The organism is Neisseria wadsworthii 9715 (assembly GCF_000227765.1).
GTDB classification, from domain to species: Bacteria; Pseudomonadota; Gammaproteobacteria; order Burkholderiales; family Neisseriaceae; genus Neisseria; species Neisseria wadsworthii.
This window is the reverse complement of sequence record NZ_JH165159.1, coordinates 1,109,365-1,125,698: the sequence shown is the minus strand read 5'-3', so window position 1 is coordinate 1,125,698 and position 16,334 is coordinate 1,109,365. Positions and strand designations below refer to the sequence as shown.

Sequence of the window (16,334 nt, the reverse complement as noted above, 5' to 3'; positions counted from 1 at the left end):
GAAAGGCTATTTCCGGCCGCCGAAATGGATACGCGGGTCAACCCATGAGTAGGAAATGTCGGTAAGCAGCTTGGCCAGCAGCCCCATGAGGGTAAACACGTAGAGCGTGCCCATTACCACGGGATAATCGCGTTTCATCACGGATTCGTAGGAAAGCAGGCCGAGGCCGTCGAGCGAAAACAGGGTTTCAATCAGCAGGCTGCCGGTGAAAAATGCGCCGATAAATGCGGCGGGAAAGCCGGTTACCAGCGGAATCATGGCGTTACGGAAGATGTGTTTAGTGAGAATATGTTTTTCAGACAGGCCTTTGGCGCGCGCGGTGTACACATATTGGCGGCGGATTTCTTCGAGAAACACGTTTTTGGTCAACACGGTAACCACGGCCAGATTGCCGGCCACCGAAGCGGCTATCGGCAGCGTGATGTGCCAGAGGTAGTCTTTGATTTTGCCTGCGGTGCTCAGTTCGTCCCAATTGCTGCCGGTTAAGCCGCCTTGCGGAAACCAGGCGAAAAAGCTGCCGCCGCCAAACAGCACCAGCAGCACCAAGCCCAACACAAAAGCGGGCACAGTGTAGCCCACCAAAATCACGATACCGCTCAAGGCATCGAAGCGCGTGCCGTCTTTTACTGCGCGCATAATGCCCAAAGGCACGGAAATCAGGTAGGTAAGGAAAAATGTCCACAGCCCCAAACTCATGGAAACGGGCAGTTTTTCTTTCACCAGTTCCAACACGGTTTGATGGTGGAAAAAGCTTTCGCCCAAGTCAAAGCGGGCAAACTTCGCCACCATTTCGCCAAAACGCTGCAAAGGCGGCTTATCGAAACCGTAGAGCGCGTTTAGCTTTGCCATGTCTTCCGCGTTGAGGCGGTTGCCGCTGCGGTTAATGCCCACGCCGCTGCCCTGCGCGGCTTCGCTAATCATGCCCGCACCGGTCAGCCGGTCAACCATTTGGTCAACCGGGCCGCCGGGCACAAATTGGATGATGGCGAAAGTAATCGCCAAAATCCCCAAAAGCGTGGGAACCAGCAGCAGCAATCGCTGGATGATGTATCGGAGCATGCAACCAATCCTTGTTAAGCAAATGCCTGTCTGAAAACACAATAATGCTTTTCAGACAGGCATTTGCTTATTTATTGAGCAACATCAGCTCAACCAACACGTTTTTAAACAAGAATCCGATCACGCCCAAGCCCAATACCAAAAAGAGCATAAACATGCCGAATTTACCCGCATTGGATTTTTTACCCAAATCCCACACGATAAAACCCAAGAAGCCCACCAACACGGTCAGGCCGATTCTCAAAGACCAAGTTGCGAATTCCGCTTCAGTCATTATCTTTATCCTTTCTTGATTCCGGCTGCCTCACGCAAAGTAACCGGGCGGGCGCAATACCATCCGCAAGCACATTTTACCAGCATCAACATGGTCATAACAGCCAGCGCCATATTCCACGATTGTGTTTTATCAAACAACCAGCCCGCACCCACGGGCCCGGTTGCCGCCAGCAGATAGCCGACTGTTTGCGCCATACCCGAAAGCATGGCCGCTTCCGCCGCCGAATCAGTGCGCTGCACGAATAAAAGCAAACACAAAGTAAACGTGCCCGCCACACCTGCGCCGAGGCAGAACACCCATAAAGCCGTTGCATAAGGCAGCAGCCAAAGCCCCGCCATACCGATTAAACTCAAAAATGTTACCGACAGCACCAGCAAGCGCTGATTACGCATCTTCATGGAAAACGTGGTAACGCAAAAAATCGCCGGCAAAGCCGCCATCTGCATCAACATTGCATAATAGCCGGCTTCGTCGGCGCCCACGCCCCGGTCGGCCAGAATGGTGGGCAGCCAGGCGGAAAACGTGTAATACAGCAGCGATTGCATGCCCATCAAAATGCTGATTGCCCAAGCAAGCTTATTACGCCACACCGACACCACCTGCTCCTGCTCCGCCGCGCCCGCCACCGGCATATGCCCCTGCTTCACACGCAAAACCAGCCACACCGCCAAAGCCAGCATCACCGGCAACACCCACATATTTAAAGACATCTGCCAGCCCACGCGGTGCGCCACAGGCACTGCAACAGCCGCAGACAAAGCCGCCGTAAGGCTCATAGTCACACTATAAAGCGCGGTAAAGCGTCCCACATGCGAAGGCAGGCTGCGTTTAATCACGCCTGAAACCAACACGTTGCCCATCGCAATGCCCACCGATAAAATCAGCGTACCCACCAGCATCAATATCGGCGACATGCCCGCCGTACGCAACATAATCCCTGCGCCCAAAGCCAAAAGCGCGCCGATCAACACTTCTTCAAAACCGAAACACCGCGCCAGCGGAGCGGCAAACGGCGAACAAAAAGCAAACACCAACACAGGCACCGTGCCGATAATCCCCATCAAGGTGCTGCCGCTGCCCATGTCTGCCTGAATCATTTTCACCAGCGGCCCCATCGACACAATGGGCGTGCGCAGGCAGCAGGCTATCAGGAAGATAGCGGCGATGGTAAGCAAAGTATATTTTTTAGCAGCAGACATGATGAAAGCTTTCAGACAGGCATGATGTTGATTAATAAAGCGTGTTTGAATATTTTCAGACAGGCATATCAGCTATGCCTGTCTGAAAACCGCATCACGACAATGCTTGTTTCAAATCATTAATCAAATCGTCGGGATGCTCCAAACCCACCGACAAACGCACCAAGCCTTCTCCAATACCGGCTTCGCGCTTTTCTTCCGGCGCCATTTTGCCGTGCGTGGTCGTCCACGGATGGCAGATGGTGGAGCGCACATCGCCCAAGTTTGCCGTTCTGGAAAAGATTTTTGCAGAATCAATCACTTTCCATGCAGTTTCTGCGTCTTTTACCTCAAAACCAATCACAATCCCACCAGAAGCCTGCTGTTTCTTAACCAGCTCGGCCTGCGGATGGTCGGCAAAACCGGCGTAATACACTTTTTCCACCTGCGGCTGCGCGCGGAGCCAATCGGCAATCTGTGCAGCATTGCGGCTTTGCTCATTCATCCGCACAGCCAGCGTTTCCAAGCCGCTGAGCAGCACCCAAGCATGAAACGGCGACATCGAAATGCCCGCGGCATTCATATAAACCTGAACCTGCTTCATCAATTCAGCGCTGCCTACCACCACACCGCCCTGCACCCTGCCCTGGCCGTCGATGCCTTTGGTAGCCGATTCCACCGACAAATCAACGCCGAAGCGCAGCGGCTGCTGCAAAGCGGGCGTACACAAACTGTTATCCACCACCAAAAGCGCGCCTGCGTCATGCGCCACTTTGGCAAGTGCTTCCAAATCGGCCACTTCGCCCAAGGGATTGGAAGGCGTTTCCAAAAACAGGATTTTGGTATTCGGCTTCAATGCGGCCTGCCATTCGGCCACATCGGTGGGCGAAACCAGCGTTACTTCAATGCCGAAGCGCGTAACATGGTTCATAATAAAACCCATGGTGGTGCCGAACAGGCTGCGGCTGGCAATCATATGGTCGCCTGCGTTGAGAAAGGTCAACAAAGCAGCCTGAATCGCAGCCATGCCCGTAGCCATCGAAACCGCTTGCTCCCCACACTCAAGATAAGCCATCCGTTTATTGAACGCGCTCACGGTCGGGTTGGCCGTGCGGCTGTATGTATAACCGCTTTGCTTACCTGAAAACAAAGCTTCGGCGGTAGCAGCATCCTGCCACATAAAACTGCTGGTAAGAAAGAGGGCTTGGTTGTGTTCGTTGAATTCGGTTTGCTCTTTAGCGCCCCGTATTGCCAGAGTTTGGGGGTGAAGCTCACTCATGCTTGATTTCCTTTATTCTTGGTTCTTGTTGTTTGAATGGAGCAACGATTTTGCGCTTATTTTCAGGCGATTTCAAGGCGCTTGGTTAAGTAATAAATGAAATATGCGTACAATGCATCAATGCGCGGAAAAGGCATATAGCAAATAAACTAAAAAAATAGTATGTTCTTCATACTCGGGCTTAACCATATATGTACAGCTTGCCTCGTTCAACAACAAAATGCCTGTCTGAAAACGTTTTCAGACAGGCATTACCGGTTAAACAGGTTTAAAACATTTGGTTAATCATTATTCATCCGTATCCGAGCTGATATCTACGCGTACGTTATGGTCAATCAAGCTCGGTTGGACAAAAGCCGCCGAGCCGGTAGATTCGCCTTCAGACAGGCGTTTTAGATAGGCTTCGTCGATATCGCCGGTCGGATAGCAGCCGCTAAAGCAAGAGTCTTCAAAACCTTCTATTTCCGGGTTTAACTCACGCACCAAATTTTCCAATTCTACCAATTCTTGAAATACACAGGCATCCGCACCGATTTCCCGCGCGATTTCTTCGGCAGAGCGGCCATTGGCAATCAATTCCTCGCGGGTCGGCATGTCGATTCCGTAAACATTGGGGTAGCGCACTTCAGGCGCTGCCGAAGCAAAATAAACTTTACGCGCTCCGGCATCCCGCACCATCTCAACAATCTCCCGACTGGTGGTGCCGCGCACAATGGAATCGTCAACCAATAAAACATTTTTACCCTCAAATTCGGAAGCCATAGGGCTGAGCTTCTGGCGCACGGATTTTTTGCGGGTAGCCTGGCCGGGCATAATAAATGTACGGCCGATATAACGGTTTTTAATCAAACCTTCACGATACGGTTTGCCCAAGTGATGCGCCAGCTCCATTGCACTGGGGCGGCTGGTATCAGGAATCGGCATTACCACATCAATATCATCTACCGATAAATGCTGCTTCACTTTTTCCGCCAAGGCCACACCCATTTTGACCCTCGACTGATAAACCGACACACCGTCAATCACCGAATCCGGGCGGGCAAAATAAACGTATTCAAACAAACAAGGAGAAAGTTTGGTATTTTCGGCACACTGACGTGAATAAAACTGGCCGTCAAACGTGATAAACACAGCCTCGCCCGGTGCAATATCGCGCTCCAAGTCAAAAGCCAAGCAGTTAAACGCAACCGATTCCGAAGCCACGGCATAAGCCGTTTTGCCTGTTTGTTCATCGGTTTGCGCACCCAAAACCAAGGGGCGGATGCCATTGGGATCGCGAAATGCCACCAAACCATAGCCCGCAATCAGCGCAACCACGCCATAGGCGCCCCGCACACAGCGGTGAAGCTGGGAAACGGCATTAAAAATATTATCCACGCTCAATTGAACATCATTAGAAGAAGTTACCTCGCGGCGCAGCTCATGGGCAAATACATTGAGCAACACTTCCGAATCAGAACGCGTGTTGATATGGCGCAGATGTCTGTTACACACATTTTCATACAGCTCGTCGGTATTGGTCAGATTACCGTTATGCGCCAAAACAATGCCGAAAGGCGAGCTTACATAAAAAGGCTGCGCTTCGGCACCGCTGCCCGCACTGCCTGCAGTAGGATAACGCACGTGCGCAATACCCGCATTGCCGCGCAAATCACGCATATTGCGGGTTCGGAAAACATCCCGCACCATGCCTTTGCCTTTGTGCATGTGAAACATATTACCTTGAACCGTGACAATGCCCGCTGCGTCCTGCCCCCTGTGCTGCAACATTTGCAAACCGTCATACAGCGACTGGTTTACAGGTTCATGCGCCACCAACCCAAACACACCACACATCTTGTTTATATCTCCAAAACAATTAAATCATCGGATTTTTCAATTTTTCCGTCATATAGTCTGAAAGCGCCGGCAACGCAGTGGAGGCCAGCGTTTCAAAATAAGGCGCACTGATCGAGCTTCGCCAATCATGGGTTTTCGGCAAATCGGTAAATGAGCACACCAACACCACAAAGGTAATAATCAAAACCCCTTTTAACGCGCCAAATACCCCGCCCAGTAAGCGGTTCACGCTGCCTAAACCCAGCGACCCCGCCATCGAAGTCAGCAAAGAGCGCAGCAGATACATCACCAACCACGCCGCAGCAAATACCAAAATAAAACCAACCGCCACGCTTAATGCATGGGGTTGGATTGATGTGAGAAATGCTTCGGCAAAATCCTGACCGAACATACGCGCGGCGATAAACGACACTATCCAAGTCATCAAAGCCGCAATTTCGGCAATTACGCCGCGCATCATCGAAATAATAATGCATATAAAAACCACGAGGGCGGCAAGAATATCAAAAGTTGCCATAACAATACTATTTACCCTGACTAACCACAGAACCGTTTACACCCTTACTTCTCAACCGGTTCAAAGCATTGTCCGCAGCTTCCTTGTTAGGGAAAGAACCACTGCGCACGCGGTAAACCGTACCTTTATTGGTTTCTACTTTACTAATAGAAGCGCTCATGCCGGATTGGCGCAAGGTTTGCAGCGTTTTCTTGGCTGCTTCTTCATCGCGGAACGCGCCTGCCTGAATTACCGCCCTACCGGAATCTTTTTTAGTTTCTGCATCTTTCTTTTGCTGGGCAGCTTTTTTAGCATCTTCGGCTTTTTTTGCTTCCGCTGCTTTTTTGGTTTCTGTTTCTTTTTTCTGCTGGGCGGCTTTCCGTTCTTCCGCCGCTTTCTTCGCTTCTGCTTCTTTCTTCAACTGGGCGGCTTTTTTCTCATCCGCCGCTTTTTTGGCTTCCACTTCTTTTTTCTGCTGGGCGGCTTTCCGTTCTTCCGCCGCTTTCTTCGCTTCTGCTTCTTTCTTCAACTGGGCGGCTTTTTTCTCATCCGCCGCTTTTTTGGCTTCCACTTCTTTTTTCTGCTGGGCGGCTTTTCGTTCTTCCGCCGCTTTCTTCGCTTCTGCTTCTTTCTTTAACTGGGCGGCCTTTTTCTCATCCGCTGCTTTTTTGGCTTCTGTTTCTTTTTTCTGCTGGGCGGCTTTCCGTTCTTCCGCCGCTTTCTTCGCCTCCGCCTCTTTCTTCAACTGGGCGGCTTTTTTCTCGTCAGCCGCCTTTCTGGCTTCCTCGGATTTTCTTTCTGCTTCTGCTTTTTTAGCATCATCAGCTTCTCTTTTCAGCTGAGCAGCCTTTTTCTCTTCCGCGGCTTTACGTTCACGCTCTTTGACAACCGCTTCTTTGTTGGTGTTTTTAATAGTCACTATCGGAATCGGTGCAAACTCTTCCGGCTTGGGATCCATTTTTTCAGCCGGGGCTGCTTTTTGAGTTACGGTTCGGGAATGGCCGTCTTCATCCGAAACTTCTACACTTTCCTGATTTTCGGCCAGCTCATAAATCCGGTTATCTTTAGATTTAGGCTTAACATCTAGTGTTTCTTCTTTGGGAGGGGGATTGGTGTCGTCCGGGCTGAGAAACACTACGCGTTGCTTGTTGTTCTCAGCAGCTGAAGTTTGTTCTGCCTTTTCTGATTTTTCCGCCTTTCGTGCGGCTTCCTCTTCTGCTTTCTTAATGTCGGCTTCTTCGGATACTTCGTCTTTTTTCTGCTCGGATTGGGTAACTTTTTTGGATGCTGCAACAACGGGGGCTGAAGCGGCGGCTTGCTCTGCTTCATCTTTGCCTGAAGTTTTGGCAAATATCAAACCCACCACAACCACCATAGCCGACGCACCGGCTAACCGGCGGCGGTTTCTGCGCTTGAGATTTTCGTATTCTTCCAATGATTCCAAGTGCTTAGGCAGCATTGCTTAATCCTGTAAGTGTATTATAGTGTTCCCATAACTTCGGCAACCGTATGGAAGGAGCCGAACACGACAATTCTATCATTTTCCGAAGCCGCCGCAAAAGCCGCATCATAAGCTTTTGCTATATTTTCAAACTGTTTTACATTGCTTATATCGTGAGCAGCCAGTTTTTCGGCAAGCTGCTCGGAAGTCATGCCGCGCGGCAGATGCAGCGGCGCGATATGCCATTCGTCAAACTGGTCTTTCAAAATTTCCAAAACCGAATCAATGTCCTTGTCGTTCAACATGCTGAGCACAGCCGTGCGGTTTTGAGCAAACGGCAAGGCCATCAGCCCTTGACGCAGCGCACGGGCTGCATGCGGGTTATGGCCCACATCCAAAACGGTCAGCGGCCTGCCGGGTAAAACTTGGAAACGGCCGGGGTTATGTACCATCAACAAACCGCGTTTGATGGCGCCTATGTCTATCGGCAATTGATGGTTGAGGCACTCGATAACGGTCAGCGCACAGGCTGCGTTATGGATTTGATATGCACCGCGCAAGGCGGGAATCGGCAAGGCATTGCGGTTGCGCGTATGCCTGTCTGAAAACTGCGGATTAGGCTGTGAGTGAAAACGGTATGACCATTGCTGGTTTTCCAGCCTGGTATAGCTGAAATCTTCTCCGATCAACAATAAATCCGCACCTATGCTTCCAGCATGTTTTCTAAGCGATTCGGGTGGCGGGTTCTGACCGCAGATGGCGGGTTTGCCGCTGCGGAACACACCGGCTTTTTCATAAGCAACTTGCTCTATGGTGTTGCCAAGGAAAGATTGGTGGTCTAAATCAATGCTGGTTACCACGGACACGTCGGCGTCAAATATGTTCACGGCATCCAAACGGCCGCCCAGCCCGACTTCCAATATCATCACATCCACTTGATTCCACATGAAAATATCCACGGCGGCCAGCGTGTTGAATTCAAAATAAGTGAGGGAAATATCGCCACGCGCGGCTTCAATACGCTCAAACGCGGCCACAATTTCTTCATCTGACACAGGCTGTGTGTTGACACAAATGCGCTCGTTGAATTTCAACAGATGCGGGCTGGTCAGTGTGCCGGTTTTGAAGCCGGCTTCTTTATATATCTGCGATAAAAATGCACACACCGAACCTTTGCCGTTGGTGCCCGCCACAACGATTACCGGGCATTGCGGGTTCAGGCGCATGGTATTTTTCACTTCGCCCGCACGGGATAGGCCCATATCAATCAAACCCGCGCTGTGGGCGGTTTCTAAATGGGAGAGCCAGTCGTTCAGATTTTTTTTCATGGTTTTGATGATATTGGCTGAATGCCTGTCTGAAAAACTTTCAGACAGGCATAAGTGGGTTAACGCTTAATCTTCTTTATCTTCTTTGCTTCTGCCGAATTTCGCCCACACAATCAGGCGGCGGTAGCTTTCGGCATCGGTCATATCGGGCAACACGGCGTGCGATATGCGCTTACCCTCAAGCTGCCATCGCAGAAAACAACCTCTTCTGTGTATCAAGCTGCTTTCAGACAGGCTTGCATGGCGTAACAGGGCATCCGATTGCGAAAGCGAGGCGCGGCCCGAAGTATCGATATGGATGGCGGATACACTCTGCTTGCCTTTCAGGCTTTGCACCCGCCATGCCCACACCAAGCTTACTGCCAATGCCGCGGCACCCAGCCAGCGCATCCAGCCGTAAAATGCAGTGAAGCACAACACAAAAGCATAAATATGCAACGCCGCCGCCAGCAGCATACCGCGCTTTGACGGTTTGAGTTTGACTTGAAAAGCCTGCATCGGGTTTACATCATATTGTCAAACACGGGGCTGACGCTGATGTCTGAATCATCCATGTCCAACACCATATCATGGATTTCCACCTCGAAAAATTCCCAAAAGGCTTGCAGGCTCATATCTTGCGGCCATTTGCTTTTTTCAATGTCCCAGCCGGAAATTTCGGCTTCAAAAATTTCCTGATAGCGCTCGTCGAAATAAGAAACCACGGCTTCCGGCTCGTCAAACTGGGGAACCAGATAAACCGAACAGTTGGTGCGGATTTGCGCCAAGGTCAAGTCGGGCATATCCTGATCGGAAGATTTCAGCCAGCTTAGAAATTTTTCAGTAGGCTTCAGCACTACGGCCGTTCGGTCGACAAAATACATGCTTGGTTATCCTTTAGATTCGGTTTTAGCGAAGCGGGATTGTACTTCAAACTATGCCTGTCTGAAAGTATGCGTCGGCAGTTATGACTGCCCCGCAATGCCTGTCTGAAAAAAAACCATCCGCAACCGGGCGGATGGTTTTTTATAGCAAGTCCGATTAGTGATCCGAAGCATCGGCCGCGCCGATACCCGTCATCGAACGCACATATTGTGCTTCAAAGCCTTCTTTGTCTTTTCTAGCCTGCTCCGATTTATCCATTAGCGACACCAACCAGCCCACAATAAACGCAGCAGGAATACTGAAGAGCGCAGGATTCGCATACGGGAAAATAGCCGATTCATTGTGCAGCACGCTCACCCATACGGTCGGCCCCAACACAATCAGCACCAAAGCCAAAATCAAGCCGGTAAAGCCGCCGGCTACCGCGCCTTTAGTGGTCAAACCTTTCCAGAACATAGAAAGCATCAACACAGGGAAGTTGGCCGATGCAGCAATGGCAAACGCCAAGCCCACCATAAATGCCACGTTTTGTTTCTCAAACATCACGCCGAACACAATCGCCAATACACCCAGCGTAAGCGTGGTCAGTTTGGACACGCGCATTTCCTCTTCTTGAGTGGCCTGTCCTTTACGCACAACCGAGGCATAAATATCGTGGCTCACAGCCGAAGCGCCGGATAAAGCCAAACCGGCCACCACCGCCAAAATCGTGGCAAACGCCACCGCAGAAATAAAGCCCAAGAACAAATTACCGCCCAAAGCTTCGGCAAGGTGGATCGCCGCCATATTCGTGCCGCCCACCATCTCATACACTGTTTTGCCTTCTTTCAAAACGGCGGTAAAGAAGTGCGGATTTTCTTTAGACACAAAAATAATCGCACCGAAGCCGATGATGAAAGTGAGCAGGTAGAAATAGCCGATGAAACCGGTTGCCACAAACACGGATTTGCGCGCTTCCTTCGCATCAGGCACGGTGAAAAAGCGCATCAGAATGTGCGGCAGACCGGCCGTACCAAACATCAACGCCAAGCCGAGCGACAAAGCATCCACCGGATTTTTCACCAAACCGCCCGGACCTAAAATATCCGTACCTTTTTCGTGAATGGCAGTAGCCTGCTGGAACATGGTTTCAAAGCTGAAACCGGCGTGCTTCAAAATCATAAACGACATAAACGTCGCACCTGAAAGCAGCAGCACAGCCTTAATGATCTGCACCCATGTCGTAGCCAGCATACCGCCGAACAACACATAGCAAACCATCAACACACCCACCAAAATCACGGCATAAATATAATCCATGCCGAAGAGAAGCTGAATCAGCTTACCCGCCCCCACCATTTGGGCAATCAGATAAAAAATCACCACCAGAATCGAGCCGGAAGCGGCAAACAGACGCACGGGCGTTTGTGCCAAGCGGTAAGCCGCCACATCGGAAAAGGTAAACTTACCCAGATTGCGCAAACGCTCGGCCACCAAGAACAACACAATCGGCCAACCCACCAAAAAGCCGGTCGAATAAATCAGGCCATCGTAGCCACTAGTGAACACCATTGCGGAAATACCGAGAAACGATGCTGCCGACATATAGTCGCCCGCAATCGCCAAGCCGTTTTTAAAGCCTGAAATACCGCCGCCGGCGGTGTAATAATCTTTTGTAGATTTATTCTGCATCGACGCCCAAACCGTGATGCCCAAAGTCATACCTACAAAAATCAAAAACATAATAATTGCCGGCATATTTAAGGGCTGCTTTTCCACCTCTCCGGAGATGGCATCGGCAAACGCACCCGAACATGCCAGCATCGACAAAGCTGAAAACCACAGAGTCTTGCCTGAAAAATTCATGCTTTATCCTCCATAACACTGTCGATTACCTGCTTAGTCATTTTTTCAAACTTACCGTTGGCAATCGTCACATAAATCCCTGTCGTGATAAATGAAAATACAATCACAAAGATGCCGACATAAATGCCCCAAGTGGTAATACCGTCTGCAGACACAGGGCTTTTAAGCAAATCAGGATTACTGCCTATCACCCATATATAAGCCAGATACATAAACAGGATGACCGCCGAAAACCCCCAGCCGAGCAAAGCTTTTTGCCGGGCCATTTTTTGAAATTCAGGATCATCCAACACGCTGCGTGCTGTTTGTTTGTCCATCTTAATTTTCTCCTCCTAGCCTTTAAAATAATCCATAACGGATAAACCGAATCGCCAATATAGTCGAACTGCTTTTAACAAATAAACTTATTTTTGATATAAGGCGCAGCAACGCCGTAGTAGGAAACAAAGTTCATTTGCTATGGCTTAACCACACGCAACGACGGGGTTATCCATAACCTAAATATTAAAATTTCATAACCATACTTCAAAGATAAGCTGATGCTGTATTTTCTTTTTTGATACCGTCCATCTGTTTTTCTTATGACCTAACAATAATTTTCTGTTTTTAAAACAATTTCCAAATTTATCTCCAATCAGTTAATATATTAAAAAAATAATGTATACATAATAAAAATGGCCGGAATACACTATGTTTCCGACCTTTATCTGCTGAATTGAGAAATACCGATATGGACATCAACCATTTAAAATCGTTTGTAGCAGTTGCCTACCACTGCAACCTCACCCAAGCCGCAGAGCGCCTGTTTCTTTCCCAACCCGCCGTATCCGCCCAGATTAAAGCCATCGAAACCTATTTGGGCACGCCTTTATTCAACCGCACCAGCAACGGCATGAGCTTAACCCGCGCGGGTGAAATTTTCCTGCCGGAAGCCGAATCCCTTCTGCAACACAAACACCGACTTGACAACTTCGCCAAAACACTGGCCGAACATTACACGCAAGATGCACAAATCGGTCTGATACATCCCATCAGCAGCAAACGCGTATCCAAATTAACCCGCCTGCTAAACGATTCGGCGCCCGATATCCAACTACACATCCAATATGGCATGAGCGGTGAAATTCTGGAGCGCATATTGTCCAAACAGCTGCACGGCGGTTTCTTTCTCGGCCCGGTCAACACACGCAGCGTGCGCAGCATTTTTCTTGAAAACATTCAATATTCACTCATTTGCCCCACGGCAGAAGTAGAAAACATCCGCAACAACCTACCCAAAAATCTCGAAAACTATATCTGGATCGAAATGTCGGGCGTGTCTGCCAGTAATAAACACTTACAGCAATTCTGGCGCGCCAACCGCCTTTCGCCCAAGCGGCAGATTATCTGCGACTATCCTCAAACCATAGTCGACTTAGTGAGCGACGGCATCGGCGTGGCGATGGTGCCCAGCCACAAAGCACAGGACGCAATCAATGCCGGCAAACCGGTTAGCGTGATTGAAGAATTCCGCCAAACCTTACCACTCAATTTCATTTATCTGGACGAATACGAACACGACCCTGCCCTTGTTTTGATCAAACAGAGCGTAGAAAACGTGTGGCAGCTGAAAAATCAACCAGATGGCGCATAAGCCTCTTTAATAAATCGGCTGAAACCTCCGCAACACGGCTATCTGCTGCGTATTTCTACACCGTGCGCAGCAAAAACCTGAACAGTATCTGCTATCTGACAATTCCGCCAAATATTGAGCCGGTTTGATTGATGATTAAGTTCTCCTTCCATATCTGCTAAAATAGCGCAACTTTGTTTTTTCAGACAGGCATAGGGGTTAAATCAAACGCCATGCCTGTCTGAAAACATTCAATTATCCCAACCCGCATCTTTAAAAAGAAAGCTTATGGCTTATCAAGTTCTTGCCCGAAAATGGCGCCCCAAAACCTTTGCCGATTTAGTCGGCCAAGAGCACGTTGTCAAAGCCCTGCAAAATGCGCTCGATAAAGGCCGCCTGCATCACGCCTATCTGCTCACCGGCACCCGCGGCGTCGGCAAAACCACCATTGCACGCATTCTTGCCAAAAGCCTTAACTGCGAAAACCCGAGCAACGGCGAACCTTGCGGCCAATGCCAAAGCTGCACTCAAATCGACTCCGGCCGCTTTGTCGATTTATTGGAAATCGACGCCGCATCCAACACCGGTATCGACAATATCCGCGAGGTGCTCGAAAACGCCCAATACGCACCCACTTCCGGCAAATACAAAGTGTATATCATCGACGAAGTGCACATGCTCTCCAAATCGGCTTTCAACGCCATGCTCAAAACATTGGAAGAGCCGCCCGAGCATGTGAAATTCATTCTCGCCACCACCGATCCGCACAAAGTGCCCGTTACCGTGTTGAGCCGCTGCCTGCAATTCGTGTTGCGCAATATGACTCCGCAACAAGTCGCCGACCATCTTGCCCATGTTCTGCGAGCCGAAAACATTCCTGCCGAACCTGCCGCACTCCAGTTATTGGGTCGCGCCGCTGCAGGCTCCATGCGCGACGCTCTGAGCCTGCTTGACCAAGCCATCGCAATGGGTTCCGGCAAAGTCAGTGAAGAAGACGTGCGCCACATGATAGGCGCAGTCGACAAACGCTACCTTTACGAACTGCTGCAAAGCATTGCCGCACAAAACGGGGAAGCCCTGCTGCAAAAAGCACAGGAAATGGCGGCACGCGCCATCGGATTCGACAGCGCCTTGAGCGAACTGGCCGTATTGCTGCAACGCATCGCCCTCTTCAAAACCGTATCCTCTGCCATCAGCCAAGACGACCCCGAGCGGGATACTTTACAAGTATTAGCCGAGCATTTAGGTGACGAACAAATCCAGCTTTACTACCAATGCGCCATTCACGGCAAACGCGATCTCAGCCTCGCGCCCGACGAATACGCAGGCTTCGTAATGACCTTACTGCGCATGCTCGCGTTCGCCCCGCTTGCCGCCGCAGGCAACCCGACCAACGGTCAAATCAGCAGCACCGAGCTGCACACCCCCTCCGTCGAAAAGGAAACCGAACCAAAAAAGCCCTTAGTCCTGCCTGATTATCCCGAGCAGCCTCCTGCTGCCAACGAGCCGACCACAGCACACATTGCAGAAACCGCATCGGAATCCGGCACAGCGGAGTACACCGCAGAACACACTGAATCAGAGCAGGCTGAAACACCCCTTGAAAGCATTACAGAGGCTTCGTCTTTTGCAGAAGCCGTGCCGGTTGATGCCATTTTTGAACATGCCGTAGCGGTTACGGCAAGCCAAGCCGAAGAATACAGCCCGCCGTGGGAAGAAATTGCGCCGGAACACGAAACTTCGGCAGGCGAACCCTATCCGGATTATCCGGCCGACTACCCAACTTATGATGACGAAAGCATGGATTATTTCCCCATGCCCGAACCATCTCAGCTTGAGCAACCGAATCACGACGAAGAAGACGAAACCGGCACGGAAGCTGAAGAAGAAGCCGCTTTCGTACCCATGCCCGAGTTTGCGGCAGAAAACTGGGCACAAATTTCATTCCGTCTTTCCCGCAAGCTCGGTGCTGCCCAAATGCTGACCAATCATGCCGCGTGGGTAGATTTTGATGCGGAAAACAGCGTGCTCACGCTCTCACTCACTGCGAATGCCGCCAAAGAAGCCAAAAGCAAAGGCTTTTTCGACAAAATCCGCAACGCATTGGCAGAAGCCTACGATATGCCCGAACTCAAGCTGCAAACCTGTGCTTGGGAAGAAAGCCGCAACTGGGAAACCCCCGTCATGCGGAAAAACAGGCTCCAAATTGAAGGCCGCCAACGCGCGCAACAGATTCTAGAAAGCGACCCCGCCTGCCAGAAATTGATGAACCTGCTCGATTGCCACGAGTGGAAAGCCGACACAATAGAGCTGGCGGAAAATATCGAAGAATAAACATGCCTGTCTGAAAGCAGGCAAGTCGGGTTTGAATAAATGTTTTGGCTTCGCAGAAACCGCGTTGCCCGTTTTCAGACAGGCATTACGTTTCAAAACTGGTTTAACAATCAGAAATATTAATTTTTACCTAATAGGAGTATCCCGCGATGTTCGGAAAAGCAGGTCTGGGCGGCTTGATGCAGCAAGCCCAAAAAATGCAGGAAAATATGAAAAAAGCCCAAGCTAAACTGGCAGTTACAGAAGTAACCGGCGAGGCAGGCAACGGTTTGGTCAAAGTGGTAATGACATGTAACCACGTTGTAAAAAGCATAGACATCAGCCCCGACTTAATCGCCGAGGCCGCAGACGACAAAGAAATGCTGGAAGATTTGGTTTTGGCTGCGGTTAACGCAGCAGGTGATCAGGCCGAAGAATTAACCAGCAAAACCATGGGCGCATTCACACAAGGCCTGCCGCCCGGTTTTGGTGATTTCTTCAAATAAACTTTTACAAACAATCAACAATGCCTGTCTGAAAACGGTTTTTCAGACAGGCATTTCTATCACTTTTACTCCACTATCATAAATAAAAGAACTAACATAGATTAGCAGTCATGACAGGCTGCCAAACGGCAAGGCGCAGCAACGCCGTAGTAAAAGTTAAGTTGATTACCTATAAATCAAATAATGCCTGAGACCTTTGCAAAATAACCTCTTTACCCAACAGCCGAAATCCAAACACAGGATTTCGGCTGTTTTCCGTTCCAAATACTCCCTTTATTCCCCTCAGATACCCGATAT

15 protein-coding genes are annotated in these 16,334 nt (G+C 50.0%); 3 read left to right on the top strand and 12 right to left on the bottom strand.

What is annotated here, in order from left to right; genetic code table 11:
- Positions 1–6: 6 nt before the first annotated feature.
- From HMPREF9370_RS05120 to HMPREF9370_RS05065, 12 genes are all read right to left on the bottom strand, one after another.
- The gene (locus HMPREF9370_RS05120; protein ID WP_009116300.1) at positions 7–1,059 is read right to left on the bottom strand and encodes an ABC transporter permease subunit; all 1,053 of its coding nucleotides are present in this window, start codon (positions 1,057–1,059) and stop codon (positions 7–9) included.
- A 67-nt stretch (positions 1,060–1,126) separates the two neighbouring features.
- A complete protein-coding gene (locus HMPREF9370_RS05115; RefSeq protein ID WP_009116299.1) occupies positions 1,127–1,333 on the bottom strand; it encodes a DUF2788 domain-containing protein in 207 nt (68 codons plus the stop codon).
- 5 nt (positions 1,334–1,338) lie between these two features.
- Entirely contained in the window at positions 1,339–2,535 is a 1,197-nt protein-coding gene (locus HMPREF9370_RS05110; RefSeq protein WP_009116298.1) for a CynX/NimT family MFS transporter, read from the bottom strand.
- Between the two features lie 94 nt (positions 2,536–2,629).
- On the bottom strand, positions 2,630–3,793 hold the full coding sequence (gene metZ / locus HMPREF9370_RS05105; RefSeq protein WP_009116297.1) for an O-succinylhomoserine sulfhydrylase: 1,164 nt from the start codon (positions 3,791–3,793) through the stop codon (positions 2,630–2,632).
- A 288-nt stretch (positions 3,794–4,081) separates the two neighbouring features.
- Positions 4,082–5,629, bottom strand: a complete 1,548-nt coding sequence (gene purF / locus HMPREF9370_RS05100) for an amidophosphoribosyltransferase (protein WP_009116295.1) — start codon at positions 5,627–5,629, stop codon at positions 4,082–4,084.
- Between the two features lie 22 nt (positions 5,630–5,651).
- Positions 5,652–6,149, bottom strand: a complete 498-nt coding sequence (locus HMPREF9370_RS05095) for a CvpA family protein (protein ID WP_009116294.1) — start codon at positions 6,147–6,149, stop codon at positions 5,652–5,654.
- Between the two features lie 7 nt (positions 6,150–6,156).
- Positions 6,157–7,587 carry an SPOR domain-containing protein gene (locus HMPREF9370_RS05090; RefSeq protein ID WP_009116293.1) on the bottom strand — a complete coding sequence of 477 codons (1,431 nt, stop codon included), beginning with the start codon at positions 7,585–7,587 and terminating at the stop codon, positions 6,157–6,159.
- Positions 7,588–7,607: 20 nt separating this feature from the next.
- Entirely contained in the window at positions 7,608–8,897 is a 1,290-nt protein-coding gene (gene folC, locus HMPREF9370_RS05085) for a bifunctional tetrahydrofolate synthase/dihydrofolate synthase (RefSeq protein WP_009116292.1), read from the bottom strand.
- 66 nt (positions 8,898–8,963) lie between these two features.
- On the bottom strand, positions 8,964–9,395 hold the full coding sequence (locus tag HMPREF9370_RS05080) for a protein YgfX (protein WP_009116291.1): 432 nt from the start codon (positions 9,393–9,395) through the stop codon (positions 8,964–8,966).
- Positions 9,396–9,400: 5 nt separating this feature from the next.
- Positions 9,401–9,760, bottom strand: coding sequence for a hypothetical protein (locus HMPREF9370_RS05075; RefSeq protein ID WP_009116290.1), 360 nt, complete (start codon positions 9,758–9,760; stop codon positions 9,401–9,403).
- 157 nt (positions 9,761–9,917) lie between these two features.
- Positions 9,918–11,606, bottom strand: coding sequence for a cation acetate symporter (locus HMPREF9370_RS05070; RefSeq protein WP_009116289.1), 1,689 nt, complete (start codon positions 11,604–11,606; stop codon positions 9,918–9,920).
- Positions 11,603–11,923, bottom strand: a complete 321-nt coding sequence (locus tag HMPREF9370_RS05065; RefSeq protein WP_009116288.1) for a DUF485 domain-containing protein — start codon at positions 11,921–11,923, stop codon at positions 11,603–11,605. The genes HMPREF9370_RS05070 and HMPREF9370_RS05065 overlap by 4 nt, the downstream gene beginning before the upstream one ends.
- A 413-nt stretch (positions 11,924–12,336) precedes the next feature.
- On the opposite strand from HMPREF9370_RS05065, the gene HMPREF9370_RS05060 reads away from it, so the two are divergent.
- From HMPREF9370_RS05060 to HMPREF9370_RS05050, 3 genes are all read left to right on the top strand, one after another.
- Positions 12,337–13,239 (top strand): LysR family transcriptional regulator, encoded by a 903-nt coding sequence (locus HMPREF9370_RS05060; RefSeq protein WP_009116287.1) that lies wholly within the window; start codon positions 12,337–12,339, stop codon positions 13,237–13,239.
- Between the two features lie 267 nt (positions 13,240–13,506).
- Entirely contained in the window at positions 13,507–15,552 is a 2,046-nt protein-coding gene (gene dnaX, locus HMPREF9370_RS05055) for a DNA polymerase III subunit gamma/tau (protein ID WP_009116286.1), read from the top strand.
- A 149-nt stretch (positions 15,553–15,701) separates the two neighbouring features.
- The gene (locus HMPREF9370_RS05050) at positions 15,702–16,037 is read left to right on the top strand and encodes a YbaB/EbfC family nucleoid-associated protein (RefSeq protein WP_009116285.1); all 336 of its coding nucleotides are present in this window, start codon (positions 15,702–15,704) and stop codon (positions 16,035–16,037) included.
- Positions 16,038–16,334 lie beyond the last annotated feature (297 nt).